Raw genomic sequence first — 24,664 nt, 5'->3', positions numbered from 1 at the left:
ATCGACATGGATACACCGTTTGAAGATCTACCGCAAGAACAACAAGATATCGTTTTATATGGTGCTAAAGATAAGACTTTCCATTTCCGATATGAAAATGATTTTGGCGGGATCCGTGACATCGATACGACCTTTGAAGGGGTCATCCCCAATATTGATCGGCGTTATCATGAGACCAATAGCGATTTTACCCGCGATGTGATGCGCAAATATATGACGAGCTTGCAATGTCAAACGTGTCATGGATATCGGTTGAATCGCCAAGCTTTGGCGGTCAAGATCGCTGGCAAGCATATCGGTGAAATTTCTGATCTGCCGATCGCCGATGAATTGGCCTTTTTTAAGGGCTTAGAATTTAGTGAACAAGCGGCTCAGATCGCGCGTCCGATCTTAAAGGAGATCAAAGACCGGTTGACATTTTTAGTGAATGTTGGGTTGGATTATCTGAATTTAAGCCGTTCAGCACGGACACTTTCTGGGGGGGAAGCTCAACGGATCCGCTTAGCGACCCAGATTGGCTCTAACCTTTCCGGGGTCTTATATATTTTAGATGAACCTTCGATCGGGTTACATCAACGCGATAATGATCGTTTGATCGCTTCTTTACGTGCCATGTGTGAGTTGGGAAATACTTTGGTCGTAGTAGAACACGATGAAGACACGATGCGAGCTGCTGATTATTTGATCGATATCGGTCCAGGTGCTGGGGTAGAAGGTGGTCAAGTCATGGCTGCGGGAACACCTAAGCAAGTTGCCCGTTCGAAGCGATCATTGACTGGACAATATCTAGCTGGGAAAAAATATATTCCGATCCCAGCTACCAGACGGCAAGGGAATGGGAATTTTATTGAGATCATTGGAGCAACGGAAAATAATCTTAAGGATATCGATGTAAAATTCCCATTGGGTGAATTCATTGCAGTCACTGGTGTTTCAGGTTCTGGTAAGTCCACGTTGGTCAACATGATCTTGAAACGAGCCTTAGCCCAAAAATTATACCATAATTCTGAAAAACCAGGTAAATTCAAGGAGATCAAGGGGACTGAACACCTTGAAAAAGTCATCAATATCGATCAAAGTCCGATCGGGCGTACTCCGCGGAGTAATCCTGCGACATATACGGGGGTCTTTGACGATATACGGGGCTTATTTGCCCAAACTAACCAAGCTAAGTTGCGGGGCTATGGCAAAGGTCGTTTTAGTTTTAACGTAAAAGGTGGTCGCTGTGAAGCCTGTAAGGGTGATGGGATCATCAAGATCGAGATGAATTTCTTACCTGATGTGTATGTGCCATGTGAAGTTTGTCACGGAGCCCGTTATAATTCTGAAACACTAGAAGTTGAATATAAAGGCAAAAATATCGCTCAGATCTTAGAGATGAATGTCTTGGAAGCATTAGAATTCTTTAGTGCGATCCCTAAGATCAAGCGCAAATTGCAAACGATCGTCGATGTTGGGTTAGGGTATGTCTCGTTGGGGCAACCAGCAACGACTTTATCCGGTGGAGAAGCCCAACGGATGAAGTTAGCTTCTGAATTACACCGTAAATCGGCGGGCAAGACCTTTTATATTTTAGATGAACCAACTACCGGCTTGCATACCGATGATATCAAACGCTTATTAAATGTCTTACATCGATTAGTTGATAAGGGAAATACGGTATTGGTGATCGAGCACAATTTAGATGTCATCAAATCGGCGGATCATTTGATCGATCTAGGACCAGAAGGCGGTCAACGTGGTGGACAGATCGTTGGTATCGGGACACCCGAAGAGTTGTGTCAGATCGAGCAAAGTTACACGGGTAAGTATTTAAGACCACTTTTAGAAAAAGGACATTATGAACCACGAGAAGATTAAGACTTGCTTTTTAACGCCAAACTGTTAAAGTTAAAGTGTACAATTAATAATAGGGGTGTTGATAGAATGGCAGAAGTTGAAAGCTTTACATTAGATCATACCGCAGTCAAGGCGCCTTATGTGCGTTTGATCACGGTAGAAGAAGGACCAAAGGGTGATCAGATCTCAAACTTTGATCTTAGATTGGTCCAACCAAATGAAAATGCGATCCCAACAGCGGGTTTGCATACGATCGAGCATATGTTAGCTGGTTATTTGCGTGACCATATGGATGGCGTGATCGATTGCTCGCCATTTGGTTGTCGGACAGGTTTTCACTTGATCATGTGGGGCGAGCACGATACAGTCGAAGTTGCTAAAGCCTTAAAAGCATCCTTAAATGATATTTTGAATGCTTCTTGGGAAGATGTTCAAGGAACTGACATCAAGAGTTGCGGTAATTACCGTGACCACTCATTGTTCTCAGCTAAGGAATGGTGTCAAAAGATCTTGGATGAAGGTATCTCATCTGATCCATTTGAACGCAAAGTAGTAGAATAATCGACAACTTAGGGCTAGCTCAAGTGTTGGGCTAGCCCTTTTTGGGGACTAGGTTAGTAAGCTGTGCCAGATTGAAAAAAATTAAATTAAATTTTTCACATGTAGTGACAAAAGGCGAACTTTAGTGATACATTAATAAAAAATGACTTACGTCGAGGTGAAAATGGTGAGCGGGAATTACAAGAGTGTTTTTGATATTATCGGACCTGTGATGGTAGGTCCTTCAAGTTCGCATACTGCTGGGGCTGTAGCGATCGGTCAAGCAGCCCACAAAATATTTGGCGAGCCGATCGAACAGGTGATAGTCGACTACTATGAATCTTTTGCAAAAACCCATCAAGGGCATGGAACTGACTATGCTGTGATCGCAGGTGTATTAGGGATGCAAACAGACGATCTGCGCGTCCCTGAAGCGGTCGATATCGCACGGGCTCAAGGAATCGAGGTCATTTTTAATGAACATGAAGGAAAAAGTCCGATCGGGCATCCCAATACAGCGATCATTACGCTAAAGAATGCTGATAAAATGATCAAAGTCGGTGGTTGTTCGATCGGTGGCGGTACGATCGAGATCCGAGAACTTGAATTAGATGGCTGTCGTTTTGCACCTTTAGGGCCTTTGCCGATCATGTTGTGCTGGGCTGAGACGGATTTTACAGCCCACATCAAAGAGAGTTTAAATCAAGATAATATCAAGATCAGACATGAGATGACTAATATTTTTGGCCAAGGTAACTTGATCCATGAATTTGATCTTGACCGCTTGCCACCAAAAAATGTTTTAGAGCAGATCAAAGCACAAAGTCGCAGTTTGGTCTGCCTATGATCGAGGAACTTATATGTATAACAGTGTAGCAGAAATAGTAGAAACGGCGCTCAAACAAGATAAGCCTATCTGGGAATTGATGTTAGAACAAGAAATGGCTTATTCACGTGCCAGTCGCGCTGAAGTTTGGGCTAAGATGCAACGCCAATTGGAAGTGATGTTAGCAGCAGCTGACCGCGGGACAAAAGGTGAGGGCGTCCACTCGCCAACGGGGTTGACTGGGGGCGAAGCGGCTAAGATGAGAAAATACCGCGAATCAGGTCAAGGTTTAACGGATGAAACGGTCCTTTATGCGATCGAAAATTCATTAGCCACAAATGAGGTCAATGCGGCTATGGGATTGATCTGTGCAACTCCAACCGCAGGCTCTTCGGGAACGATCCCAGGCGTATTATTTGCCTTACAAAAAAAGCGGGGCTTGACGACAGATCAGATGGTAGCCTTTCTTTTTTGCGCCAGTGCATTTGGAATGGTGACAGCCAACAATGCGATGATCGCAGGTGCCACTGGTGGTTGCCAAGCAGAAGTCGGTAGTGCTTCTGGAATGGCAGCTGCAGCAGCCGTCGAGATCTGTGGTGGTAGTCCAACGCAAGCAGCTGAAGCTTTTGCAATGGCATTGAGCAATTTGCTGGGACTAGTCTGTGATCCAGTCGCGGGCTTAGTTGAGATCCCCTGTGTTAAACGCAATGTTGTTGGTTCGGTCAATGCCCTAGCTGTAGCTGACATGGCTTTAGCAGGTCTGGAAAATAAGATCCCTGCAGATGAAGTTATTTTAGCAATGAAACGGATCGGTAAACGGCTACCAGCTCAGTTACGTGAAACAGGGCTGGGAGGATTAGCCGCTACACCAACGGGGATCAAGATGAAATTGAAGATCTTTGGGCAAGAACTAGATCTAGATTAAAAGCAGTTCAGACGAGCTGCTTTTTTAATAGGCTAAGATCGCTGTTTAATGAATGATACACCCGGATGTGTTATAATTAGTCGATGGATTTTAATTGGGGGCGTTAATAATGGCAGAAGCAATACAATTAGTCGTAGTGACCGGGATGAGTGGTGCTGGTAAGACCGTTGCAATGCAAAGCTTTGAAGATCTCGGGTATTTTTGTGTGGACAATATGCCACCAGCTTTACTAGGAAAATTCTGGGAGTTGGTCAAGGAATCCGGTAAGATCAGTAAGGTCGCTTTGGTGATCGATCTGCGCTCGCGGGCTTTTTACGATGAGATCTTTGGGATGTTACAAGAGTTAGATGATGGTAACGATAATTTACGGCCGAAGATCTTGTTTTTAGATGCGTCGGATGAAGAACTGGTAGCTCGTTATAAGGAAACAAGAAGAGCGCATCCTTTAGCAATGGATGGACGTGTTTTAGATGGTATCCAACGTGAACGTGAATCGTTATCCGAGATCAAATCTAAAGCTCAGCTTGTGATCGATACGAGTAAGATCTCACCGCGTCAATTACGTGAAGAGCTCTTTTTGAACTTTGAAAGCGATCAAAGTACGGCCTTTCACGTTAATGTAATGTCGTTTGGTTTTAAATATGGAGTCCCGATCGATGCTGACATCGTGATGGATGTTCGTTTCTTACCAAATCCATATTACATTAAAGAATTACGTGAAAAAACCGGTAATGATCAGGCAGTCTATGATTACGTCATGAACTCCGAGATGACTGAAGAATTTTATCAACAATTTATCAAGATGTTGCGTTTTGTGATGCCGGGCTATCAAAAAGAAGGCAAGTCAAGTGTTACGATCGCGATCGGGTGTACTGGTGGACAACACCGTTCGGTGGCCCTGGCTAATCGTATTGGGGAAGCTTTACAAGAGAAATATCCGGTGAACATCACCCACCGCGATATGGTGAAACGAAAGGAGACTGTGAATCGTTCATGATGAAGTCAAGAGTAAATCGGCATCGCCCGAAGATCGTGGTGATCGGTGGGGGTACGGGCTTACCCGTTATTTTAAATGGCCTGCGCCAATATGATGTTGATATCACTGCGGTCGTGACGGTGGCTGATGATGGTGGTTCCTCGGGGGTCATTCGAGATTATATCAATGTCGTGCCCCCAGGTGACATCCGTAATGTGTTGGTAGCACTATCAGATGTGCCAGAGATCTACAAACAGATTTTTCAATATCGGTTTAAGTCCAACGATCAATTCTTTTCGGGGCATGCGATCGGTAATTTAGTGATCGCTGCTTTATCTGAGATGGATGATCGTGGGATCTTTGATGCGGTCCAAGAACTTTCGGAATTGATGAGGATCCAGGGACACGTTTACCCTGCGTCTGATATTCCGTTGACGTTGAATGCGCGCTTTAATGATGGAACGACTTTGGCAGGGGAATCACATATTTCGGCTGCTGGCAAAACGATCGAAAAAGTTTGGGTGACCTCGATCGATGATGAGAAACCCGAAGCCAAAGAAGAAGTTATTCAAGCAATCATGGAAGCTGATCAGATCGTTTTAGGGCCGGGCAGTTTATTCACCAGTATTTTGCCTAACTTGATGATCGATAATGTTGGGCGGGCTGTTTGTGAGACTAAAGCTGAAGTTGTTTATATCTGTAATATCATGACGCAAAAGGGGGAGACGGAACGTTTTACCGATGCAGAACATGTGCGGGTCTTGAATCGGCATTTAGGACAACGCTTCATCGATACGGTACTGGTCAATACCGAACCAGTACCAAAAGATTATATGGATCGACAAAAATACGATGAATATTTATATCAAGTGGCTTATGACTTTAACGGTTTGAGAGAACAAGGGTGTCGTGTGATCTCGGACAACTTTTTGAAATTGCGCGACCGTGGTGTTTTTCATGATGGCGAACAGGTCGTGAAAGAATTGATGCGGTTGCTCGGACGCCCTAAGTCATGGTATGCCAATGAATTGAATTAGAGGGGTGGCTAAATGTCATACGCCAGTGACGTAAAAAAAGAATTGACGACACTTGAGGTGCATTTTGGCAATGCCAAGGCGGAATTGATGGCTTTGATCCGGATGAATGGTTCGCTTAGCATCGTCAATCATCAATTTGTTTTGAGTGTCCAAACTGAAAATCCTGCGATCGCTCGGCGCATCTATGTTTTATTAAAACAGTTCTACGATGTTGAAAGTGAATTGCTGGTACGCCGTAAGATGAAGTTAAAGAAGAATAACTTGTATATCGTGCGTTTGAAAACTGGAAGTGATCATGTTTTAAAAGATCTAGATATTTTAGATGGTTTCCAGATCAAAGAAACAGTACCGTTAGCTTTTCTAGATGATGATGCCAAAGTAAGATCTTACTTACGCGGGGCTTTCTTAGCGACTGGATCAGTCAATAATCCAGAAACGAGTCGATACCATTTAGAGATCTATTCGTTGTATGAAGATCATAATGAAACGATCTGCAAGATGATCAATCGTTATGGTCTAAATGCTCGGACAACTGAGCGGCGAAGTGGCTATATCACCTATCTAAAAGAGGCGGAAAAGATCGCTGATTTTCTATCGTTGATCGGGGCTACGGCTTCAATGTTGAAGTTTGAAGATATCCGGATCGTTCGTGATATGCGAAATTCAGTTAACCGTATCGTCAATTGTGAGAATGCAAACATGAACAAGGTCGCTGATGCAGCCAAACGGCAGATCGAAAATATCGAATATTTGGATCAACGGATCGGGCTTGAGAGTTTACCGCAAAAGTTACAAGAAGTAGCCCAAGCGCGGATCGCTCATCCAGAGGTCAGTTTAAAAGAACTAGGTGAATTAGTTGCTGGGGGACCGATCTCAAAATCAGGGATCAATCATCGTTTGCGTAAGTTAAATGAGTATGCACAGCAGTTGCGTGCAGAAGAAAATGAGAATATTTCAAATGGATAAAGTCGATAATTTAGCTTTTGGCTGAATTGTCGGCTTTATTTGTATATTAAATTAAGTTTTTAATGAGTTAGTTATAATTTTTAAGTTGACTTTATAATTATTTTTGGGTAGATTAACAATTATTAAAGCGACCAAAAAGGTCAAGGGGGAATTTTTTATGAGTGTGAAGAAAATAACGGGACGTGAATTTACCTTGAATGTATTGAACGGTATCAGCATGGGGGTGGTAGTCTCATTGATCCCAGGGGCTTTGTTGGGATAATTAATGCAAGCTTTGGCGAAGATCTGGCCGACATTTGCGCATGCAGTCTTGGATATCACTACATTTAATATGAGTCTACTACCGGCGATGGCGGTTTTTAGCGTCGGTTATCTTTTTAAGATGAATATGGTCCAAATGAGTTCGGTCGCTGGGGCTGCGATGGTCGGTTCGGGCGTGATCGTAAAAACGCAGCAAGGATTTGGCTTAGCTGGAACGGGTGATGTGATCAACGTTGGGCTAACGATCGTTTTTGCGGTCCTCTTGGCTCAGTTGATCGGAAATAAATTAAAAAATTATACGATCTTATTGTTGCCGATCATTGTGATCATTATTGGTGGTAGTTTAGGTTTGTGGGTCTTGCCTTATGTTAAAGCCGTGACTGGTTTTATCGGAGCTGGGATCAAAACCTTTACGCTCTTACAACCTATTTTGATGGGGATCTTAATGGGTATCTCGTTTGCAGTGTTGATCTGTTCACCGATCAGTTCAGTTGGGATCGCAGCTGCGATCGGGATCACGGGGATCGCTTCAGGATCGGCTAATTTAGGTATTACTGCTGGGGCATTCACTTTAGCGATCATGGGAAGTTCAGTCAATAGCTTGGGAACTGTGATCGCTCACTTCTTTGGTACTCCCAAGATCCAAATGGGCAATATGCTGGAAAAACCTATTCTTTATCTGCCGGTAGTCATCAGTTCGGCGATCATGGGTGGTTTAGGCGCAATATTCAATATTCAAGGTACACCGATGAGTGCTGGCTTTGGCTTTAGTGGCTTGGTCGGACCGCTGACAGCATACGGTTTTATGGCGCCAGGTTGGTTGAGTATCTTAAGTTTGAGCTGTTTGTTCGTAGTACTGCCTGTTCTCTTAGGCTATCTAATGAAATACATTTTTATCGATAAGAAAAAGCTCATTTCTGCGACAGATCTATTATTGAAGACAAACTAAAAAAACAAGAGTGTGAAACATATGCGTTGCTCGCATATTTCACACTCTTGTTTTTTAATGATTATTTTTTCTTTTTATTTTTCATGATCCCATCGATCAAACCGTAGTCAACTGCTTGTTGTGCGGTCATGAAGTTATCCCGTTCAGTGTCACGATCGATCGTTTCGATATCTTGTCCAGAATGTTCGGCTAAGATCTCGTTGATCAATTTGCGTGTCTTCAAGATGTGTTCAGCTGCGATCTGGATCTCAGTTGATTGACCTTGTGCCCCGCCTAATGGTTGGTGGATCATGATCTCTGAGTTAGGTAATGCAAAGCGCTTGCCTTTAGCACCAGCTGTAGCTAAAACAGAAGCCATTGAAGCTGCCATTCCCATAACGATCGTTTGCACATCTGCATTAACAAAATTCATAGTATCATAAATTGCTAATCCAGCTGAAACGGAACCACCGGGAGAGTTGATATACATATAGATATCTTTTTCAGGATCTTGAGCATCTAAGAAAAGTAATTGGGCGATGATCGCATTTGCCATATCATCGTTAACTTCACCTGAAACCATGATGATCCGGTCTTTTAAGAGACGAGAATAGATATCATAGGCACGTTCTCCCTGAGATGATTGTTCAATAACTGTAGGAACTAAATTCATAGTGGGAACCTCCGCAATATTAATAAATTTGAAGTCAGTGACTGACTGTGTATTGCTATTGTAACCTATTGGTCAAAAATGGTCAAATCAAATAAACTTGCATTTGCTAAAAATTCCTATTATTATTTAGTACGAAATCGGACTAAAAAGGAGAGGCGAAAATGGAAAACGAGCTAAAACGTTATACTGCAGATTGGATCGCATTTAACCATGTTTATGATCAGTTGATCGCTAAAAATCGGCTCACGTCATCATTGCTTTATGTATTTATAGTGTTTGAAAATCATGACTTTAAATTACCGTTGACATGTTTGATCAAAGAAACAGGTCTGCCTAAACAGACTGTTACTTCAATAGTCAACAAGTTGAGCCGAGAAGAAAAGATCATGACCCTTCCCGATCCGACTGATAAACGCAGTAAGATCTTATATTTAAATGAAGTTGGACAAGAGCAGGCGCGGACAGTTTTGGTAGAATTACGAACTAAGGAATTAAAAGCTGCGCAAGCTTTAGGGATAGAAAAGTTGCGCTTATTGAACGATTTAAATGAAGAGATGTTGACCAATTTGAAAGGACAGGTAGAAGAATAAATGAGTTATGTATATTTAGCAACAGCGATCATCGGTGAATTTTTAGGAACGACTTTTTTGAAGATGTCAGATGGGTTTACGAAACTATCATTTTCGACTTTAGCATTAGTTGCGTATGGGCTATGTTTCTTCTTTTTAACTAAGTCGTTAGAAAATCTAGATCTGAGTTTGGCTTATGCGGTCTGGTCGGGTATCGGGATCATTTTAGCGACAGCAGTCAGTGTTTTTTATTTTAAGGAAAGCATCAATTGGTTGACCTTATTAGGGATCTCCTTGATCTTGATCGGGGTAGTCATCGTTAATTTATTTGGAACAAGTCATTAAGCACAATAACAGCTCAACGGTAAATGTTAGCTGTTATTTTTTTACAAAAAAATAGCACCTCATTACCAAAATGAGATGCTATTACCGTAGTTTTTGATGCATCACCTGGGCATGTAACCATATTGATTTTAAAGGAGTTTAGCTTGCATTGGACAACATTAGGACAACAAGTTTTAAATGTTATTGATAGCAGACTCTATAAGATCATCTGATTGTGCTTTATGCTCATCTATTAGATAAGCGTATTTTTTTGCAGTTGTTGTCATATCTGAATGACCTAATCTTTTGCTGATAGCGTATAAGTCTATACCCTGATAAAGTAGGTACGCTACATGACTATGTCTAAGACTGTGAAAGTGAAAATTATTTTTGGAGATAGAACAATCTTTCATGACAGAGCGTAGTGTTTTATTAACCGCATTAGATGTCGGAATAGAACCAAAATCAGACATAAAAACCATTTTAGGATCATTTTGCTTAAGTTGAGATAGTAGGTCTAGTAGATTATCACTAAGGCGAATAACACGATTAGATGATTCTGTTTTTGTATCTTTGAAGCCACCACCCTCGTGGTAATTCCACGATTTGTTGATGATTACAGTGTTATGCTCAAAATCAATATCATCCCAAGTCAGAGCTTGAATTTCACCAAGTCTAGCACCGGTGTAGAGAGCGAATAATATCATGTATCTAGATGGATATCTTGGATTCAATTTTTGTTTGAGATTCTTTGCTAACAGACGTATTTCACTGACTGATAGATATTCTACTGCCACATTTCTTGATTTATCAAACGTAACTTCTACGTTATAGGTAAAGTCTTTGGAGATAATATCATCAAAGATAGCAGATTTAACGCAGGATCGAATAATTCGATGTGTCTTTAGAACTGTATCTTTAGCATGGTCAGATCCGTACCAGTTAATAAATTTTTGATATTCTTGGCGAGTGATATTTTTAATGTGAACTGCACCAAAAAAAATTTGTATGGCACGATGAATGATTAGATAGCGTTGTTGGCTTATTTTAGCCAGCTTACTTTTTTTGTATAGCAAAAACCAATCATAAAAATAATCAGCGAAAGGGACGCTCTTTTTTTGTTGTATAACACCAAATTGTTGAGCTTCAATTTTAGCTGCATACATTTTAGCCTCGTTTTTTGTGGCGAAACCATTTTTAGATACTTGTTTCAATTTTCCGTTACTGTCTCGTTTGGAAATAGTAACTTTCCAGCCCGTCTTTAATTTACGATAACTTGCCATATTATCATCGCTCCTTTCTCGAATGTATGTTCTTTTGCAGTATTTTTAAAACCCCGTCATTATAACGGGGATTAGTTTGCAATTTGAAATACCCATATAGTACAATACAGGTGAAGAGGAGGGACTTTACTATGAAAATCAAATATAAAGATTTGTTAGAAAATTATACTAAATTATCAGAAGAAGTCTCTCGAGGGATGGGTAGGGACAAACAAATTTATAATGAACTACATGCAAAGTACTTAGATGCTATTCAGCCAAAAGTTAAGAAAAAAATTATTCGAAATAAATCGCCAAGGGTTTAATAAGTAATGCATTATCATTTATTAAATCAAAGCTAGTCAATATCATGTTTGACATAGCATAGCTTAATTTACCAACATCGGTTGGATTGAAAGTGCTGAAGAGTTCTTCTGGATTTTCTCTCTTAAACCTGTTTTCTGCAATTCCAATGATAGTCGCTTTACGGTTGGTGTTAGTTAGCATGCTTAGTTGCGATTTATTCATCCTAAAGTTTGAACTCTTAGCATATGCAGCAACTGTAGGTCCTTTTAATAGTAAAGTATCTTTAAAAACGGTGGAGCCAAATGACGATAAGGCGTGCAGTGAATTAATTCCTTCTTTTGAACTAGAATTGATTTTCTTTAGTTCTTTTATCTCTGCTTGAGCTTCATTTATTTGGTTTCTAATAATAGTACTATTGGCTTTCTTACTTTGCTTTTTTAAGTATCTAACTTTCTGTTCTAACTCATTAATCCTTTGAGATTCATCTGTATATGGAGAAAATTGATTTAAAAAGCCAGGGTCTATTATTGCAGATAAGTGCTCAAAATCTAATATGTCTAATTTTATGGTAGACTTAATGACCTCTCCAAGTTCTGCTGAATCAAGATCTTTTTGCAGTAGGTCAGAGTTTGCTAATTCACTTTCTAAAACTTCTACTGCATAGTCACTATAAATGGATTCTGTAGTAGTTCCAAGATTATTAGTGTTTGAGCTAGAAGTACTTTCTTTAGAAGTCTGACCAGCTGAAGATTCAGCTTTTGCAATGCCTAAACCACTAAAGCCCCCGCCGAGTTTATGATCTGCGGAAAAACTATGACCTGTGGTTGCTGTAGAACTAAAGTTATCAGTTTTTTTGATAGCAGTTTCAAGACCTTCATGAAATTGTGCTAGTAAAGAGTTGACTTCTGTTGTGTCAATATAGATATATTCACGTAAATATTTTTCCTCTGTCATAATCAATAATCTCCTAACCAATATATTTCAGCTTTTAACGTCATCAGTGTTTGGACAAAAAAAGAGGGCAGTAACACCAGCGATGATGATACTACCCTCACTCCTCATTCGGAGTAATATATAAAAGACCTAATAGGTCAGTAGGCATTCCTACTTTCAATAACATCATCTCATAAAGTAATATAGAAATCAATCATTAAATTATATTTAAGAGTTTAGATTTTATTAATGCCAAACTATCTTTTGATACGGAAATATTTCCTGAAAGATAAGAAAATTTGGAAACTCTGAGCTTACTGAGAGAGCGAATCTCACTTACATTGACATAAGAACGATTGTTATATTTAGAAATTTCATCACGTAATTTTTTAGCATTTTGAACCTCGTTTTTAAGCATAGTAGCTTTCTTGATTAATGAATCTGAAAATTCCATAAGTGTATCTGAGTAGGATACAAACTCAAATAAGTCTGGAAATTCTACCCAGGAATCTAACTTTTTGATGGTTGCTATTAAATTTTTGAAGTCAGAGTTAATGTTTTTGTCTGGTGAAATTGTGAATTTAAGATTAGGTAAATCTATAATATTATTTTTTCTTAAAAAATCAGAAGTCGCTGGCGATAATGAAAAATGCTTTTTGAGTTCGTGATTTTGTTCGAAATTTTCTAAGTTAGTTAGTACGTTTTGAATTTCTTTTTCTAAATTAGATACCTTATCGTTAAATAATTTTTCAGCACCTAGTAAGGGCTCATATCCTAAATCAACATATCCCTTGTGATATTTTGATGATAGTGGGGCTACGATAATGTTTTTATTATATTTTGTATCTTTGGAAGATAAGACAACAGCAAAATGCATACCTGCCATTTCGTTTCCAACAGTTACACCATAATCAACCATAACAATGGTTCCTTGTTTGAATTTTCTGTAATATTTAGGAAGTTTGTCATCTAATTCTTTTTGTAAAGAATTTCCATAGAATTCCATCCAATTAGGTAATCTACAAATTTTCCAATTTTTAGCATTTCCGTTATAGTAAACAGAATTAAATTTTTTAAGTTTATTTACTTTCTCTTCGTGTGTGAAAGTACGTTCATAAGTAGCCAAAATTTTATCCCCTTTACGCGTATCAGCTTTTAATGACATCAGTATTTGGACAAACAAAAAGCGCGATCAGTACATGAACTAATCGCGCTGGGGAACTTAATCCCGCGTAAAAATATAAATAGTGGAGCCGAACTCCCAGTAACCATATTATCACATGGTATTAGTTAATTGTCAACGCGATTAGCTTTTATTTGATATATAATTTCATAAGTTTATTACTTATGTCCTTCATCTGTTGCTCGGATAGAATAATTTTTCCAGATGGGTCGAATTTGTTGATCCTTTGGATTCTAAATTTACTGATTGTTGTTATGTCGGATAGACGGACAAAAGAATCTTTATTATAGCGCCTGTAAACATTAATAACTTTTTTTATTGCAGCTACATCCGCTATAAGACTTGCCGACTCTTTTTGCCTATCTTTTTCCGATAACTTGGATAATTTTTCTAATCTAGAGTTTATATTATCTAGGTGGAGATTAAGTAAAACAATTGTCTGATTGAAAATTTCTTCACCTAAAGAGTATCTACCAATTTTCTGTTTTGATGTCAGAGGAAGAACTGTTAAGGTACGTTTTTTAGAATTATCTTTTTTATCTAAAACTATCGCAAAATGTGTATTGGAGAATTCGCTTCCCATATTTACACCAAAATTAACTCTAATGATGGTTCCGCGTTTATAGTGATAGTAACCCTTGGGAAATTTGCCCTTAAACTCCTGAACAAATCTGTATGATGTATTTGATAGCCAGTTAGGTAGATGCATTAACTTTGAGTCATCATTAGGACAAATGGATTTAAAATTATCAAATGATTTTTGTAATTTATCATCTGCATCCATGTCAAGTCTCCTTTAGTACTTATTTCAGCTTTTAATGTCGTCAGTGTTTGGACTATGGTGACTGTTGCATATTTTGCAATAGTTGTAGATTCCTTTTTTAAATTATCTTCGCTTAATCTTTGTATGTGTAGTATTCCTTCAACATACGGCGGATTATTTTTCTATCGTGAGGAGTCATAGGTTTACCATCAAATGACCTTGCGTTATCCAGTGCTTTTTCTAATGCAACATAGTCAGTATGGTATTTGGCACGTTCAGAGTTTTTTACTAATGTATAGTCAATAGAGAAATCAAATTTATTATCCAAAATTCTTCACCTTCCTATATGTTTTGTTCTAACTTCTAAAGTCATCAATATTTGAACTGATTTAAGTTACTATATGTTGTATTGTAGTCTATAGTTTGTAGCTATTGTGTAGCATAAAAGTATTGACAATGTAGTAACATATTGTGATAATATGGATGAAGATAACTTGTGAAGGATGAACGCTGGGTCCCAAAATGGGGTAGGTACTTTTGTACTGAGAATTCCTATGTGCCTGGGGTTATCTTATTTTTTTGCCTTTTTGAGACTTTCAACAAAATTGTTGGGGTCTTTTTTTATCTGTGAAACTATAAACTCTACTAATTGTTGAGAGTAAGTGTAACTTGTTTGATTTCCAATACAATGTCTATAAGCATATTTTGAATCACTTTTTATATTATAAAATTCAATAAAGAGCGAAAGAACGTAAGTATTAAATCCTGACTTATATTTAAGCTGGATATTCTTCTTTTTAAGTCGTTCATTTACCGCAGTGATAATATTATTGTAAGAATATTTATGTATGTCGGATGGATCTTTTAATTCTTTTACTATAGCAACATGATTTTCGGAATTACGATCAATTTTTACACTGAAGTCAGCTTTTTTTCTATCCTTAGTAATATATAATTTCTGTGCGATATTAATTGCAAACTTTTCAGAATTATATTCTTTGTTTAAAACATCAATTTCATTAGCTTGCTGTATGAATTTTTGTGCTACTTCAGAAGGATATTTTAGTTTAATTTCTTCGTTAGACAACGGCTCATAGTTTGCATGTATTGTAAGAAAATTTTGTGGAATATGCTCAGTTATATCTTTGTTGTGAAACCTAATTAATTCATTAGTGAAGTTGATTACACATGCTTGGAATAGTGGAGCATATTTTACCTCATAATCTTCAGTTATAAAATGAGTGCTTATATTTCTAAGTTCGATGATTTTTTCCAAATTCAGCCTAATTCTTGTGTTTTTATCAGGATATATTAATTTAGTAGCTTTTTCCAAACTGATGGTCCTATCAGGTTTGTCTTTAAAATATATACTTTTACCTTGATTTAAAAGCTCAGCTTTCAACATCAATTCCCAGGCATTACAAATAAAGAAACTAAATCCTTCAACTCTGTATTTTATAGTTGGTTTATTGTATATCTCTAGTCCCATAACAAAAGCTTCGATACTTTTATCTACCAGTTGATTTGCCAAGTTTTCCATCTATGTTGCCTCCCTTTTATTATTAAGTAATAGTTACTTACCCCAACTAGTCAAAATTCATTTTTTCTTGTGTTCCTGCACAGTAGGCACAAAGTTCTTCATTAACTATATTGCTCAAGTGGCCTGGAATAGCAAATGCTTGCATAAATCTGACAGGATTATATTCGATCGTATCTTGATCAAAGTATGATAATACGATACGCACAGCTTGTCTGTTTGTTTCATACTCTAATTTTGATACTCCATTATGTACCCCTTGATAATAGTAGACCCAATTAGTATCGTCAGCGTTTAAAATGTGTGCGATCTCGTGAGCAAATTGGAAGGGTATCTCACGCTCATTGTGCCAGTTTGGATTCATGACGATTCTTTTTTTGCTTGGTTTTGCAGCAGGTGGAGTCGATGGGCTCAGCGCAGAAGGCCAAAAATATTCAATATCGAACCTATCAGCGATTGATTTTAAGTATTCTATTACTTCTGATAATTCATCATACATACTAAACACCTACTCGTAATATTCTCCAGTTTCTAAAATTCTTCGTATAAGTTCTAGATCCTGTTTAGGTATTTCTTTGCCTTCATATGAAAATATTTTTTCCTCATCTTCTTTTTGGCCGATTCCAGTAAGGTCAACTTGTTCATTATCATTTGTAGCTTTGCTATCTGCTTTGCGCCCCAAAAGATAATCGGTAGAAACGTTGAAATAATTTGCTAAAGCATTAATAGTTTCTATATTTGGCTGTCTTGAGTCACGTTCCCACGCACCTATAGTTTTTCCAGAGACATTTAAAACTTTTCCGAGTTCATCTTGAGTCATATTTTTTTGATTTCTAAGCTCTTTAAGTCGAATATTAAACATTTTATCGCCTCCTAACAGTTTTACAACTTAATAATACTACTTTAAGTAGCATTGATAAATTAAAAAACAAAAAAAGTTACAAAAAGTAGCGAAAATATATTTACAAACTACAAATAGTAGTGTATATTAATAATTGTTCAAAGCTACGAAATGTAGTTTAGAGAAAAAAGGAGATGATTATGTCAATGTTAGCATCTTTAAGAAAAGAAAAAGGACTAACACAAGCAGAAATCGCAGCAATATTGGATATTAACCCAAAAACATGGCAATCATACGAAACAGGTTTTAGAACACCAAGACCGCAAACAATGCAAAAAATAGAAAACTTTTTTGGTATTCCGAAAGAGAAGATTTTTGCTACAGCTTTTGGATACAAAATGTAACTTTTAGAGAGTGAGGAAAATAAATATGTATAAATTGGAGCAAGTCAAATATGATGATCAAGTTATTTTAACAACAGATCAACTTGCTGAATTTTATGGAACAAATGTTGATAATATCAAGCAAAACTTTAGTCGTAATCAAAATAAATTTGTAGAAGGTAAGCACTATTACTTGCTGAAAGGCGCACAGCTCAAAGGGTTCAAGAGCCAAGTGACAAATTGTTACCTGCCTATTAACAAGTTTGCAAGCCAGCTTTATCTTTGGACAAAACGTGGAGCAAGCAGACATGCCAAAATGCTCGGAACAGATCGAGCTTGGGATGTATATGACGAACTTGAAGAAAACTATTTCAATCCAAAAACACAGCAACGCCTACCGCAATCACCAACTGAAATGCTTAAGCTAGCAATTGATTCAACATTGGAAACGGCTGATAAAGTCGAAAAGTTAACGACTCGAATGGATGACTTAGAGCAAAACGCTTCGATTGATCCTGGAGAATACAACTATTTGAGCAAACGGATCAGTTCCGAAGTTCAAAATTATGTTGTGTCGCATCATATGACCTTGAACCAAAAACAGCGATCACAACTTTATAAAGATGTCAATCGTGGCGTTAAAGAAGTTACTGGTGTCAAGACAAGATCACAATTGCGTAAGAAAGACTTTGATGTTGTTGATCGGTATCTGATGAATTGGACACCATCACCTGCAACGTTGATGATTATTGAACAATTGGACGATGAAGCTAAAGGGCAAGAAAGACTTTTTTAGGAGGGATACATATATGCAAGCGGTGGATGAAATGGGTGTCCAAAACTTTTTAGAGAGTTTTATCAGAAAGATTGCGAAAGATGAAGTGTCTAAAAATTCGCAAAGCAATGTTGATCAAGATCTCGGGGAGACTTGGACATTGGACGAGTTTCGCAAGAAATGTTGCTTTGGCAAGGATCGTGAATGGGTAAAGCTATTTATCTTTTCGCAGTTCAAGAAAGAGATCTTGATTGGTAACAAAGGTGGTTGGCTGAAACCATCTAAGGGTCGCGGAAGTGCATATGGCATTTATGCGGTCGAAGCGAAACGTTGGATGCAGGAAAATCGGCATCGCATTGATTGGGATGCCCAATTACCAAAATAAATAGGGAAGTGATGAAGATTAAGTTATTAGCACTACTTGCGATATTAATTGCTGTTGATTGTTTGTGTCAGTTGGTTAAAGAAAAATGGAGATAGCAGCAGAAATAGGCAAAAGGAAAAAACGTTGCTAACCAGGAAAATCTATATCAATTCCCGAAGCAACGTTAATTAGATAAATCTATTTGTTTGTAGTATTAACGAAAACCATCAATGTTATTAACTGCATCAATTTGGTTAGAAAATTCTTTAACATGCAGATTAGCTGAGTTAAAACCTGTAACGTATTCTACCCGTAATACAAGATAGTGGGGCATCTTTGTATCAACATTTGAAATGACATCCCCCATTGATGGAATTTGTGGAAGTGAAACAGAGCCTTTATTGCGTCCATCAACGACTAAAAAGCAATCAAACAAAAAATCAACTTCTTTCTATGATAGATACCTTAATTATAACAGAAAAGGAGTGAAGATAAATGGATAACTTAGGTTTGTACGTGATTGTATTGCTAGCAGGTATTGCAATTGGAGCATGGTCTAGCGTGGTAACTTGCTGGCTCATGATTATCTCAATGATTGTCATGATTTTGAGTTGGTTCGATGACGAGCCATGGGTAAAAAATGATAATGACTTTTTCAAGCCATAAAAAGAGTCGCATTGCAGTGCGATCCAAGTAAAAACAAATTCAGCTAAAGTATAACACAAAAAGGAGCGGAGTATCCATGAATAAAGAAGAAACATTGCGAGATCACTATTGGAAAAAATTTAAAGATGACAATCAAGTAGCAACATTGTTTAGCCCCAAGTGTAAAGAAGTTGGTACAAAGTTAGTTGAGTTAATGAAAAAAGAAGACTTAACGTATGACCAAGCGTATGCATCACTTCAACATGCCTACGAATTGATCAAATACGAGTCCAACTTTATGAAACTGCAGTAGGTTTAACACAAACAAAAACAAGAGAGGATATTAAGTATGAAGTCCGTAGATAAGCTTGAAGTAGCACGTCGCAGTTACCTAAAACAATTTAAAAATGAAGAGCAGTTATCTGATTTTGTCAGTCAAGATGACTTAAAGATCAGTAAGAAATTGATTGAGTTAATGAAAAAAGAAGACTTAACGCACAACGAGGCGTACGCAAGTCTTCAATATGCCCACAATTTACTTGAATATGAGTCTAATTTTCTTCAACTTTGACAAGACTTACTGGAGTTAGATCGATATCTTGGGAAACAAGAAGGAATGGTAGTTTAACACCAGTTGTTAGAGATTCGAAGTCTTTAAAGTAAGGCTGTAAAGGCGAATCATCAAAGTTCAAGGAATTAACAAAGTTAACAGCTTCAATCAATAATTCTGCGGGAGTTGAGTAAAGTTTTACAAAATTGTTATATGGGGCATCGTATTTTTTTACCCAAGCAGATCTGACATTGGTTGGGAAGTTATCTTTGTTACTTCCAGAAACAAAGATAGGTGATAAATGCGGTTCGAAATCAGTGTCAAATTTAGTTTGTACAAGTGTTTGGTATTCTGCATCCCAAGATAAGGAGTTACCTAGGAACATATCATCGTTATTTTTCCATACAACACGATATGTTGGGAATTCTTTCTCGCTCTTTCTTGAGGCGTAACTTTTGAAAAGGTACAACACGTACTCGAGATAATTTGCCTTAGTTAAATTCATTTAGGTCAATCCTTTCTGTAATGGTATCACAGCTAAGGTATATCAAAGCAAACTAACATTGTCAATATATAGACAATATACGAAGGAGTATATCAGAAATGTTATGGCAAAAAGTAGACAAGCTGTTAAAGGAAAATAAGATGAGTATCAATCAATTGGCTACAAAAATGGGGTTATCGAAAAATAATCGGACTATGTATTATCTGCGAGATGGAAAGATCAAGAAGCCCAGTTTTGAATTGATGTGCAAAATCGCAGATGCGCTAGATGTTAGCTTGGATTACTTCAGAAAGGATAAATATTGATGGAGTCATGGAAGAAGGATGTGTTGCTTGTTTTAGGCAATTATTGCAAGTGTCGCAGTGATCGGATCCACTATATTAATTTTCTTTTAAGTCGAGTGGATGAGTTAGATAAGCGCAACTTTTTGAAGAATTATCTTCAGCTGGAGTTGAAAGCAGATGAAGAACAACAAAATAGAGTTCGTTAAGCTTGCTGGTGATCTAGCAACATTCAAAGTTAGCGATGTAGCAGCTCTTTCAAAAGAGTTACGCAAAGGCATTCGTTTATTTGAGTTAGAACCAAGCATCAGCAAGCGCCAACGCAAATATATCCATGCACTGATCGGTGACCTGGGCGATGTTACAGGTTACGAGACGAGCTATGAAAAAGCAATATTGAAAAAAGATCTAAAGCAAAGTTTTTGCGAAGATACAGAGACACCCTTATTTTCGCTCTCAGACGTTTCAAAAGAGATCGCTGGACAATTTATCGAGTATCTCATTGAAACGTGTCTAAGAGAAGGAATAGCACCCACAGATAAACTTGTGTGGCAAACAGTCGATGTAGATCGACAGGTTTGGTGGTGTCTGAAATACAGATACTGCACCGTGTGTCATAGTAAGCAAAACTTGCAGATCAATCATGAAGACACAGTTGGGATCGGAAATGACCGGCACCATATTGATCATCGTGGACACAGGTTAGAGTGTCTCTGTGCAAGGCATCACGCCGAATTTCACAACGTTGGCGCTGTCCAGTTCTACAACAAGTATCATTTTCATGGAATCTTACTAGACACTGAGCAAGTTATTGAGATCGGTCTGATGAGTCAAAAACAGTGTGATCAATTCGATGAGTTATACAAGCAGGAGGCATTGAGAAATGAAAGTAACGGCGATCAGCCAACTTAAGAAAAAGCGGTGGTATGAGAAAGATGGAGAGTATCGACTATTTTTATTCAGAGACGTCAATAGAATCTTTTTCTTTCAGACTGAAGATGACGTCAAAGCCAAGAAAATTTCAGGTTCACTTGACCACAAATGGTGGATCAACTCACACAGAGTATATCGTTAGAAAAGGAAGTTATCGAGATGAAGCAAGCATTGCACAAATTGAACCAATTTGGGTTCACTCAAGTTCCGAACGAGGTCCTTGACGATGAACGCTTGAAATGGGCAGACAAAGGGCTGTTTGCTTATCTATGGCGCCAATCTGATGAATGGCAGTTCTATGAAAATGAGATCATCAAACATGCTGCTGATGGACGTGATGCGTTTAGAACAGCTAAGAACCATTTGATCGAGTTTGGTTATCTAGTGATCGAACAGACAAGAGACAAAAACGGGCGGATGTCATTAGGCAAGTGGTACTTGAATCCTTATCCGGGTCGAAAAATTGTTAAAAGTTTGGAAAAAGCCCAAGATAAAGGCGTTTCTACCGTGGACGGCTTTTCCGTCAACGGGAAAACCGCCGACGGTTTATCCGCCGACGGAAAACCCACTACTAATAATACTAATAGTAATAATACTAATAACAATAATACTAACAGTAAGAAAAGATTATTGTCCGAACTGGCAAGCAGTTCAGACGTCCCCCCTAAAAATCAAAAGAAAAAGCGTCAATATGATCCTGATTCTAAGCCATATAGATGTGCAGTGAAGTTACAAGATGAAATCCTGAAGAACAAGCCAGACTTTAAGAAGCCTGATCTACAGAAGTGGGCTGATACCTTCCGTTTGATGAATGAACGTGATGGACGTATATGGAAGACGATCGGTAAGGTGATCATCTATGCGACACAAGATGATTTTTGGCGAAGTAACATTTTGTCCGCTGACAAGTTAAGAAAACAATTTGATCGATTGGAAATGCAGATGGGAGAAGGAAATAAAGGTAAGCGCGTCATTGTTAAAGAGACTTTGCCAGATTGGGTAACGGACGAAGTGAAGAAAGAGCCTGAGAAAATAGATCCTGAAAAACTAAAAAAACTACATGCCGAGGCCGATAAGTTGCTTGCAGAACTTGAAGAAACTGATCCAGATAAAGGAGCTAAAAGTACATGAGAAATAAGCTAGAAGAAAAGGATATCCTTCGTGATAAATACGGGCATTCCTTGCGTGAATGTGACGAATTACGACAAGGAAATACAAAATACGAGGTAGAGATCATCAGACCGGGTTTTGCTGTGTTATTAAACAAAGATGATCGAAGTGAAATGATGGTGACACCGAAAGAAACTAAAAATTTTGAACTTGTTCGAAAGTTTAATATTCGACAAAAGAAAGGCTGGAAACGCAAATGGTGAAGAAAAAACAAACGATCAATCTTGATCTGAAAAATTTAGCCGAAGGTGGAGTTTATGAGAAGATGAGTCGAGCTTTTGAAGAAGCGATCGAAAACATCTTAAATCCTAACACTGATCAAACGAAAAAACGGGAAATCGACATCAAAATCACGTTGCAACCGTCAAAAGATCTTCGGCAAATGGAAACTAACGTGCAAGTAAAAACGAAACTGCAACCAGAAATGGCTGTGCCAACGACAGTCTTGATCGGAAAAGATGCTGATGGGCGGGTACATGCAAATGAGTTGAGATCTGGCGCCGAAGGACAAACGTATTTTGACCCGCAAGACAGCACACTAAAGACAGACACTGGCGTACCAGTTGAAGAAGTTGAAAATAAAGTGATCGATCTACAAAAACGGAAGCGAGGATAAAAAAGATGAATGATTTAGGTAATGCAATTGACCAAGTAGTTGACTTGACACGAAAGGCGTACGAACAAAAAGTAGTTGAGATCGATGGTTATAAATATGCGGTGACAGAAGATGGTTTGTCGTTGCTGTGTGATCCATCTTTTCCAAGAAATGCAATTGAATTGAGCACATTGACGGGTATGATCGATTTTATTGAACGTGAAGGGACAAACGAGATGATGTTAGTCGTTGCTTCACCGACTAAAGTTTATTTAGTAGGCGAACTAGATAAACAAGGTGAGCGACCAACCTATGCAGTAGCACAGGCCGATGTACCTAATTTTAGCTATGGACGTTGGTATGGTCAGTCTGAGTTAGTGATTGCTTTACAAGCTGCATTTGTTGAAAATGACGATACCGATAAAGACATTTTGTTACAAGTGATCGGAAACCTGAAAGAGTCGCATGTAAATCAAGCAAGTGACGATGGTGTTAGCCAAAGCGTTCAAGTTCAAACAGGAGTAGCTAGTGTTGATAATGTACGAGTGCCAAACCCAGTTACATTGCAGCCATATCGTACCTTCCTAGAAGTCAAGCAACCAGAAAGCAAGTTTGTTTTCAGAATGCGAGAAGGGATGCAAGCGGCATTGTTTGAAGCCGATGGCGGTATGTGGGGTATTGAAGCTAAGCAAGCTATCAAGGCTTACTTAGAAACCAAGTTGGAAAGCTTAGATTTTGACATGCATGTGATCGCGTAGTCTATTTATACATCCCTTGACAGCTGAACAAGTTTCAAGGGACATTACCAGCTAGTTTCAGCAAGCGGGGCTAACTGGTTGAACTAACACGGTTTGACTGATCGTAGTTCACTCTTAACGCTTGCAGAGAGTCTAAAGTTGATTGATCAGATACTCACATATAGGATCGTAAAACTAGAACTCAAATAAACCCCGCATATTGTAGCGCAGGGCGGTTCGAATCCGTCTGCGGGGTATTTACCTAGGTAAGTAACTAAAAAAACGGGAGGCGCTAAAAATTGGACAATGTGAGCAAGATGACAGATGACTTTAAGGATCACTTGTTAGAGTTAGTCGATATTCGAGAAAAAGAGATCGCACGTCGTGAATATCAGCGTGGGTGGAACGATGGACTTAAGCAAGCAATCAAGCTCGCTGAGCGGAAAGGAATTGGAGGTAAGAAATGATCGTAGTAGTCAAGTATTTGTTTTTAGGGATGTTTGTTGCACTGATGTCGCTATTAGCATTTGCGCATGAAGGAGAGTGATCGTTTTTGATGGCAAAAATTTTAAATCATTAACAAGGGCAAGTAAGCGAAATATCAGCATCGAGGAGCGTGTTGAACTGCTTGAAGGGATGCAATTAAATTTTATTTAGGAGATGAGACTAAATGAGTGCAAAAGAAAAGTTGGTAGAGTTGTTAGCTACATACCGCTATCCGATCGCTGTGATCAATGATGTACGTATGCGTGTGGGAGATTTTTATTTATCTGGTAACTCAAGTGATGATAATGATCCATACTTATGGCAGCAAGTACGGTATCTGGAGAATGTCAAAAAGTTTGTTTTGGAGATGAGTGAATGACGGCATTAACAATCGTTATCGCAGGCGCTACGCTTGCGATCGGTGTATTTATTGGTTGGGCCTTGAGCTCATATCAAGACTAAAGACAGGAGAAGAGAATTGAAGAAGATTTTAGGAATTTTTACCTAGGCGATTGGAACTTTGCCTTTTTTACGTTACTTATGACGATTAT

37 protein-coding genes and 1 pseudogene are annotated in these 24,664 nt (G+C 38.4%); 27 read left to right on the top strand and 11 right to left on the bottom strand.

The window, feature by feature from the left end:
• From uvrA to ABT996_RS04735, 8 genes and pseudogenes are all read left to right on the top strand, one after another.
• Positions 1-1,860 (top strand): excinuclease ABC subunit UvrA (uvrA, locus tag ABT996_RS04770; protein WP_349924631.1); only part of this gene is annotated, 1,860 nt, incomplete at its 5' end.
• A gap of 66 nt (positions 1,861-1,926) precedes the next feature.
• Entirely contained in the window at positions 1,927-2,400 is a 474-nt protein-coding gene (locus ABT996_RS04765) for an S-ribosylhomocysteine lyase (protein ID WP_035447329.1), read from the top strand.
• Positions 2,401-2,566: 166 nt separating this feature from the next.
• Complete coding sequence (locus tag ABT996_RS04760) at positions 2,567-3,226, top strand: serine dehydratase beta chain (protein WP_035447616.1); 660 nt, start codon at positions 2,567-2,569, stop codon at positions 3,224-3,226.
• Between the two features lie 13 nt (positions 3,227-3,239).
• The gene (gene sdaAA / locus ABT996_RS04755) at positions 3,240-4,130 is read left to right on the top strand and encodes an L-serine ammonia-lyase, iron-sulfur-dependent, subunit alpha (protein ID WP_035447327.1); all 891 of its coding nucleotides are present in this window, start codon (positions 3,240-3,242) and stop codon (positions 4,128-4,130) included.
• Positions 4,131-4,239: 109 nt separating this feature from the next.
• Positions 4,240-5,127: an RNase adapter RapZ gene (rapZ, locus tag ABT996_RS04750; protein ID WP_035447325.1), complete on the top strand. Its 888-nt coding sequence runs from the start codon at positions 4,240-4,242 to the stop codon at positions 5,125-5,127.
• A complete protein-coding gene (gene mgfK, locus ABT996_RS04745; RefSeq protein WP_371319655.1) occupies positions 5,124-6,143 on the top strand; it encodes a gluconeogenesis morphogenetic factor MgfK in 1,020 nt (339 codons plus the stop codon). The genes rapZ and mgfK overlap by 4 nt, the downstream gene beginning before the upstream one ends.
• A gap of 12 nt (positions 6,144-6,155) precedes the next feature.
• A complete protein-coding gene (whiA, locus tag ABT996_RS04740; protein WP_035447323.1) occupies positions 6,156-7,109 on the top strand; it encodes a DNA-binding protein WhiA in 954 nt (317 codons plus the stop codon).
• A gap of 157 nt (positions 7,110-7,266) precedes the next feature.
• Positions 7,267-8,319, top strand: a pseudogene (locus tag ABT996_RS04735) (PTS sugar transporter subunit IIC).
• Between the two features lie 61 nt (positions 8,320-8,380).
• On the opposite strand, the gene clpP reads toward ABT996_RS04735, so the two are convergent.
• The gene (clpP, locus tag ABT996_RS04730) at positions 8,381-8,971 is read right to left on the bottom strand and encodes an ATP-dependent Clp endopeptidase proteolytic subunit ClpP (protein ID WP_004048260.1); all 591 of its coding nucleotides are present in this window, start codon (positions 8,969-8,971) and stop codon (positions 8,381-8,383) included.
• A 161-nt stretch (positions 8,972-9,132) separates the two neighbouring features.
• Between clpP and ABT996_RS04725 the strand changes: the two genes are divergently transcribed.
• Both ABT996_RS04725 and ABT996_RS04720 read left to right on the top strand, forming a co-directional pair.
• Complete coding sequence (locus ABT996_RS04725) at positions 9,133-9,561, top strand: MarR family winged helix-turn-helix transcriptional regulator (protein WP_035447320.1); 429 nt, start codon at positions 9,133-9,135, stop codon at positions 9,559-9,561.
• The gene (locus tag ABT996_RS04720; protein WP_035447317.1) at positions 9,562-9,885 is read left to right on the top strand and encodes a DMT family transporter; all 324 of its coding nucleotides are present in this window, start codon (positions 9,562-9,564) and stop codon (positions 9,883-9,885) included.
• A 173-nt stretch (positions 9,886-10,058) separates the two neighbouring features.
• On the opposite strand, the gene ABT996_RS04715 is transcribed toward ABT996_RS04720, so the two are convergent.
• Positions 10,059-11,147 carry a site-specific integrase gene (locus ABT996_RS04715; protein WP_035447315.1) on the bottom strand — a complete coding sequence of 363 codons (1,089 nt, stop codon included), beginning with the start codon at positions 11,145-11,147 and terminating at the stop codon, positions 10,059-10,061.
• A gap of 131 nt (positions 11,148-11,278) precedes the next feature.
• Here ABT996_RS04715 and ABT996_RS04710 point away from each other — a divergent pair, with 131 nt between their 5' ends.
• Positions 11,279-11,452, top strand: coding sequence for a hypothetical protein (locus tag ABT996_RS04710; RefSeq protein WP_005917844.1), 174 nt, complete (start codon positions 11,279-11,281; stop codon positions 11,450-11,452).
• Here the strand turns inward: ABT996_RS04710 and ABT996_RS04705 are convergent.
• The 7 genes from ABT996_RS04705 to ABT996_RS04675 all read right to left on the bottom strand — a co-directional run bounded on the left by ABT996_RS04705 (position 11,424) and on the right by ABT996_RS04675 (position 16,710).
• Positions 11,424-12,386 carry a DUF6414 family protein gene (locus tag ABT996_RS04705; protein WP_035447313.1) on the bottom strand — a complete coding sequence of 321 codons (963 nt, stop codon included), beginning with the start codon at positions 12,384-12,386 and terminating at the stop codon, positions 11,424-11,426. The genes ABT996_RS04710 and ABT996_RS04705 overlap by 29 nt on opposite strands.
• A gap of 196 nt (positions 12,387-12,582) precedes the next feature.
• Entirely contained in the window at positions 12,583-13,491 is a 909-nt protein-coding gene (locus tag ABT996_RS04700; RefSeq protein WP_035447311.1) for a type II toxin-antitoxin system PemK/MazF family toxin, read from the bottom strand.
• A gap of 187 nt (positions 13,492-13,678) precedes the next feature.
• Positions 13,679-14,332: a type II toxin-antitoxin system PemK/MazF family toxin gene (locus tag ABT996_RS04695; RefSeq protein ID WP_052006327.1), complete on the bottom strand. Its 654-nt coding sequence runs from the start codon at positions 14,330-14,332 to the stop codon at positions 13,679-13,681.
• 112 nt (positions 14,333-14,444) lie between these two features.
• Positions 14,445-14,639 carry a hypothetical protein gene (locus ABT996_RS04690; RefSeq protein ID WP_035447309.1) on the bottom strand — a complete coding sequence of 65 codons (195 nt, stop codon included), beginning with the start codon at positions 14,637-14,639 and terminating at the stop codon, positions 14,445-14,447.
• 243 nt (positions 14,640-14,882) lie between these two features.
• The gene (locus tag ABT996_RS04685) at positions 14,883-15,851 is read right to left on the bottom strand and encodes a DUF3644 domain-containing protein (RefSeq protein WP_035447307.1); all 969 of its coding nucleotides are present in this window, start codon (positions 15,849-15,851) and stop codon (positions 14,883-14,885) included.
• A 46-nt stretch (positions 15,852-15,897) separates the two neighbouring features.
• Positions 15,898-16,347 (bottom strand): ImmA/IrrE family metallo-endopeptidase, encoded by a 450-nt coding sequence (locus tag ABT996_RS04680; protein WP_052006326.1) that lies wholly within the window; start codon positions 16,345-16,347, stop codon positions 15,898-15,900.
• A 9-nt stretch (positions 16,348-16,356) separates the two neighbouring features.
• Complete coding sequence (locus tag ABT996_RS04675) at positions 16,357-16,710, bottom strand: helix-turn-helix domain-containing protein (RefSeq protein WP_035447305.1); 354 nt, start codon at positions 16,708-16,710, stop codon at positions 16,357-16,359.
• 179 nt (positions 16,711-16,889) lie between these two features.
• Between ABT996_RS04675 and ABT996_RS04670 the strand changes: the two genes are divergently transcribed.
• The 3 genes from ABT996_RS04670 to ABT996_RS04660 are packed head-to-tail and all read left to right on the top strand — an operon-like array spanning position 16,890 to position 18,232.
• On the top strand, positions 16,890-17,093 hold the full coding sequence (locus ABT996_RS04670) for a helix-turn-helix domain-containing protein (protein ID WP_035447303.1): 204 nt from the start codon (positions 16,890-16,892) through the stop codon (positions 17,091-17,093).
• 25 nt (positions 17,094-17,118) lie between these two features.
• Positions 17,119-17,868, top strand: a complete 750-nt coding sequence (locus ABT996_RS04665) for an ORF6N domain-containing protein (RefSeq protein ID WP_035447301.1) — start codon at positions 17,119-17,121, stop codon at positions 17,866-17,868.
• A 13-nt stretch (positions 17,869-17,881) separates the two neighbouring features.
• Entirely contained in the window at positions 17,882-18,232 is a 351-nt protein-coding gene (locus ABT996_RS04660) for a DUF771 domain-containing protein (protein WP_035447299.1), read from the top strand.
• A gap of 193 nt (positions 18,233-18,425) precedes the next feature.
• On the opposite strand, the gene ABT996_RS04655 is transcribed toward ABT996_RS04660, so the two are convergent.
• Positions 18,426-18,647, bottom strand: coding sequence for a hypothetical protein (locus ABT996_RS04655; RefSeq protein WP_035447297.1), 222 nt, complete (start codon positions 18,645-18,647; stop codon positions 18,426-18,428).
• Between the two features lie 59 nt (positions 18,648-18,706).
• Between ABT996_RS04655 and ABT996_RS04650 the strand changes: the two genes are divergently transcribed.
• From ABT996_RS04650 to ABT996_RS04640, 3 genes are all read left to right on the top strand, one after another.
• Positions 18,707-18,877, top strand: coding sequence for a hypothetical protein (locus ABT996_RS04650; protein WP_161633757.1), 171 nt, complete (start codon positions 18,707-18,709; stop codon positions 18,875-18,877).
• A 76-nt stretch (positions 18,878-18,953) separates the two neighbouring features.
• A complete protein-coding gene (locus ABT996_RS04645) occupies positions 18,954-19,169 on the top strand; it encodes a protein-tyrosine phosphatase family protein (protein WP_035447295.1) in 216 nt (71 codons plus the stop codon).
• A 36-nt stretch (positions 19,170-19,205) separates the two neighbouring features.
• Positions 19,206-19,427: a hypothetical protein gene (locus ABT996_RS04640; RefSeq protein WP_035447293.1), complete on the top strand. Its 222-nt coding sequence runs from the start codon at positions 19,206-19,208 to the stop codon at positions 19,425-19,427.
• Here the strand turns inward: ABT996_RS04640 and ABT996_RS04635 are convergent.
• Complete coding sequence (locus ABT996_RS04635; protein WP_035447291.1) at positions 19,408-19,911, bottom strand: hypothetical protein; 504 nt, start codon at positions 19,909-19,911, stop codon at positions 19,408-19,410. The two genes, ABT996_RS04640 and ABT996_RS04635, sit on opposite strands and share 20 nt — an antisense overlap.
• A 98-nt stretch (positions 19,912-20,009) precedes the next feature.
• On the opposite strand from ABT996_RS04635, the gene ABT996_RS04630 reads away from it, so the two are divergent.
• From ABT996_RS04630 to ABT996_RS04585, 10 genes are all read left to right on the top strand, one after another.
• Positions 20,010-20,216, top strand: a complete 207-nt coding sequence (locus ABT996_RS04630) for a helix-turn-helix domain-containing protein (RefSeq protein WP_035447289.1) — start codon at positions 20,010-20,012, stop codon at positions 20,214-20,216.
• A complete protein-coding gene (locus tag ABT996_RS04625; protein WP_035447287.1) occupies positions 20,216-20,401 on the top strand; it encodes a hypothetical protein in 186 nt (61 codons plus the stop codon). Before ABT996_RS04630 ends, ABT996_RS04625 begins: the two co-directional genes overlap by 1 nt.
• Positions 20,373-21,104 (top strand): putative HNHc nuclease, encoded by a 732-nt coding sequence (locus tag ABT996_RS04620; RefSeq protein ID WP_035447285.1) that lies wholly within the window; start codon positions 20,373-20,375, stop codon positions 21,102-21,104. The genes ABT996_RS04625 and ABT996_RS04620 overlap by 29 nt, the downstream gene beginning before the upstream one ends.
• Positions 21,076-21,267, top strand: coding sequence for a hypothetical protein (locus ABT996_RS04615; protein WP_035447283.1), 192 nt, complete (start codon positions 21,076-21,078; stop codon positions 21,265-21,267). Before ABT996_RS04620 ends, ABT996_RS04615 begins: the two co-directional genes overlap by 29 nt.
• Positions 21,268-21,284: 17 nt before the next feature.
• On the top strand, positions 21,285-22,256 hold the full coding sequence (locus ABT996_RS04610) for a phage replication protein O (RefSeq protein WP_052006324.1): 972 nt from the start codon (positions 21,285-21,287) through the stop codon (positions 22,254-22,256).
• Positions 22,253-22,498 carry a hypothetical protein gene (locus ABT996_RS04605; RefSeq protein WP_035447280.1) on the top strand — a complete coding sequence of 82 codons (246 nt, stop codon included), beginning with the start codon at positions 22,253-22,255 and terminating at the stop codon, positions 22,496-22,498. The genes ABT996_RS04610 and ABT996_RS04605 overlap by 4 nt, the downstream gene beginning before the upstream one ends.
• Positions 22,492-22,911: a hypothetical protein gene (locus tag ABT996_RS04600; protein ID WP_035447278.1), complete on the top strand. Its 420-nt coding sequence runs from the start codon at positions 22,492-22,494 to the stop codon at positions 22,909-22,911. The genes ABT996_RS04605 and ABT996_RS04600 overlap by 7 nt, the downstream gene beginning before the upstream one ends.
• Before the next feature lie 5 nt (positions 22,912-22,916).
• Entirely contained in the window at positions 22,917-23,648 is a 732-nt protein-coding gene (locus ABT996_RS04595; RefSeq protein ID WP_035447276.1) for a hypothetical protein, read from the top strand.
• A 278-nt stretch (positions 23,649-23,926) separates the two neighbouring features.
• Positions 23,927-24,094, top strand: coding sequence for a hypothetical protein (locus ABT996_RS04590; RefSeq protein ID WP_160279680.1), 168 nt, complete (start codon positions 23,927-23,929; stop codon positions 24,092-24,094).
• A gap of 203 nt (positions 24,095-24,297) precedes the next feature.
• Positions 24,298-24,492: a DUF6877 family protein gene (locus tag ABT996_RS04585; protein WP_035447274.1), complete on the top strand. Its 195-nt coding sequence runs from the start codon at positions 24,298-24,300 to the stop codon at positions 24,490-24,492.
• Positions 24,493-24,664: the final 172 nt, after the last annotated feature.

The sequence above is a fragment of the Ligilactobacillus sp. RTP31139st1_D10_RTP31139_211217 genome, assembly GCF_040226755.1.
GTDB classification, from domain to species: domain Bacteria; phylum Bacillota; class Bacilli; order Lactobacillales; family Lactobacillaceae; genus Ligilactobacillus; species Ligilactobacillus animalis.
This window is presented reverse-complemented; position numbering and strand designations above follow the sequence as displayed.

Excerpts from the sequence above, each read along its gene's own strand:
- ABT996_RS04765 (WP_035447329.1), top strand. The coding sequence starts at position 1,927 with ATGGCAGAAGTTGAAAGCTTTACATTAGATCATACCGCAGTCAAGGCG.
- sdaAA (WP_035447327.1), top strand. The coding sequence starts at position 3,240 with ATGTATAACAGTGTAGCAGAAATAGTAGAAACGGCGCTCAAACAAGAT.
- rapZ (WP_035447325.1), top strand. The coding sequence starts at position 4,240 with ATGGCAGAAGCAATACAATTAGTCGTAGTGACCGGGATGAGTGGTGCT.
- mgfK (WP_371319655.1), top strand. The coding sequence starts at position 5,124 with ATGATGAAGTCAAGAGTAAATCGGCATCGCCCGAAGATCGTGGTGATC.
- whiA (WP_035447323.1), top strand. The coding sequence starts at position 6,156 with ATGTCATACGCCAGTGACGTAAAAAAAGAATTGACGACACTTGAGGTG.
- clpP (WP_004048260.1), bottom strand. The coding sequence starts at position 8,971 with ATGAATTTAGTTCCTACAGTTATTGAACAATCATCTCAGGGAGAACGT.
- ABT996_RS04725 (WP_035447320.1), top strand. The coding sequence starts at position 9,133 with ATGGAAAACGAGCTAAAACGTTATACTGCAGATTGGATCGCATTTAAC.
- ABT996_RS04720 (WP_035447317.1), top strand. The coding sequence starts at position 9,562 with ATGAGTTATGTATATTTAGCAACAGCGATCATCGGTGAATTTTTAGGA.
- ABT996_RS04715 (WP_035447315.1), bottom strand. The coding sequence starts at position 11,147 with ATGGCAAGTTATCGTAAATTAAAGACGGGCTGGAAAGTTACTATTTCC.
- ABT996_RS04710 (WP_005917844.1), top strand. The coding sequence starts at position 11,279 with ATGAAAATCAAATATAAAGATTTGTTAGAAAATTATACTAAATTATCA.
- ABT996_RS04705 (WP_035447313.1), bottom strand. The coding sequence starts at position 12,386 with ATGACAGAGGAAAAATATTTACGTGAATATATCTATATTGACACAACA.
- ABT996_RS04695 (WP_052006327.1), bottom strand. The coding sequence starts at position 14,332 with ATGGATGCAGATGATAAATTACAAAAATCATTTGATAATTTTAAATCC.
- ABT996_RS04685 (WP_035447307.1), bottom strand. The coding sequence starts at position 15,851 with ATGGAAAACTTGGCAAATCAACTGGTAGATAAAAGTATCGAAGCTTTT.
- ABT996_RS04680 (WP_052006326.1), bottom strand. The coding sequence starts at position 16,347 with ATGTATGATGAATTATCAGAAGTAATAGAATACTTAAAATCAATCGCT.
- ABT996_RS04675 (WP_035447305.1), bottom strand. The coding sequence starts at position 16,710 with ATGTTTAATATTCGACTTAAAGAGCTTAGAAATCAAAAAAATATGACT.
- ABT996_RS04670 (WP_035447303.1), top strand. The coding sequence starts at position 16,890 with ATGTCAATGTTAGCATCTTTAAGAAAAGAAAAAGGACTAACACAAGCA.
- ABT996_RS04665 (WP_035447301.1), top strand. The coding sequence starts at position 17,119 with ATGTATAAATTGGAGCAAGTCAAATATGATGATCAAGTTATTTTAACA.
- ABT996_RS04660 (WP_035447299.1), top strand. The coding sequence starts at position 17,882 with ATGCAAGCGGTGGATGAAATGGGTGTCCAAAACTTTTTAGAGAGTTTT.
- ABT996_RS04650 (WP_161633757.1), top strand. The coding sequence starts at position 18,707 with ATGGATAACTTAGGTTTGTACGTGATTGTATTGCTAGCAGGTATTGCA.
- ABT996_RS04645 (WP_035447295.1), top strand. The coding sequence starts at position 18,954 with ATGAATAAAGAAGAAACATTGCGAGATCACTATTGGAAAAAATTTAAA.
- ABT996_RS04640 (WP_035447293.1), top strand. The coding sequence starts at position 19,206 with ATGAAGTCCGTAGATAAGCTTGAAGTAGCACGTCGCAGTTACCTAAAA.
- ABT996_RS04635 (WP_035447291.1), bottom strand. The coding sequence starts at position 19,911 with ATGAATTTAACTAAGGCAAATTATCTCGAGTACGTGTTGTACCTTTTC.
- ABT996_RS04630 (WP_035447289.1), top strand. The coding sequence starts at position 20,010 with ATGTTATGGCAAAAAGTAGACAAGCTGTTAAAGGAAAATAAGATGAGT.
- ABT996_RS04625 (WP_035447287.1), top strand. The coding sequence starts at position 20,216 with ATGGAGTCATGGAAGAAGGATGTGTTGCTTGTTTTAGGCAATTATTGC.
- ABT996_RS04620 (WP_035447285.1), top strand. The coding sequence starts at position 20,373 with ATGAAGAACAACAAAATAGAGTTCGTTAAGCTTGCTGGTGATCTAGCA.
- ABT996_RS04615 (WP_035447283.1), top strand. The coding sequence starts at position 21,076 with ATGAAAGTAACGGCGATCAGCCAACTTAAGAAAAAGCGGTGGTATGAG.
- ABT996_RS04610 (WP_052006324.1), top strand. The coding sequence starts at position 21,285 with ATGAAGCAAGCATTGCACAAATTGAACCAATTTGGGTTCACTCAAGTT.
- ABT996_RS04605 (WP_035447280.1), top strand. The coding sequence starts at position 22,253 with ATGAGAAATAAGCTAGAAGAAAAGGATATCCTTCGTGATAAATACGGG.
- ABT996_RS04600 (WP_035447278.1), top strand. The coding sequence starts at position 22,492 with ATGGTGAAGAAAAAACAAACGATCAATCTTGATCTGAAAAATTTAGCC.
- ABT996_RS04595 (WP_035447276.1), top strand. The coding sequence starts at position 22,917 with ATGAATGATTTAGGTAATGCAATTGACCAAGTAGTTGACTTGACACGA.
- ABT996_RS04585 (WP_035447274.1), top strand. The coding sequence starts at position 24,298 with ATGAGTGCAAAAGAAAAGTTGGTAGAGTTGTTAGCTACATACCGCTAT.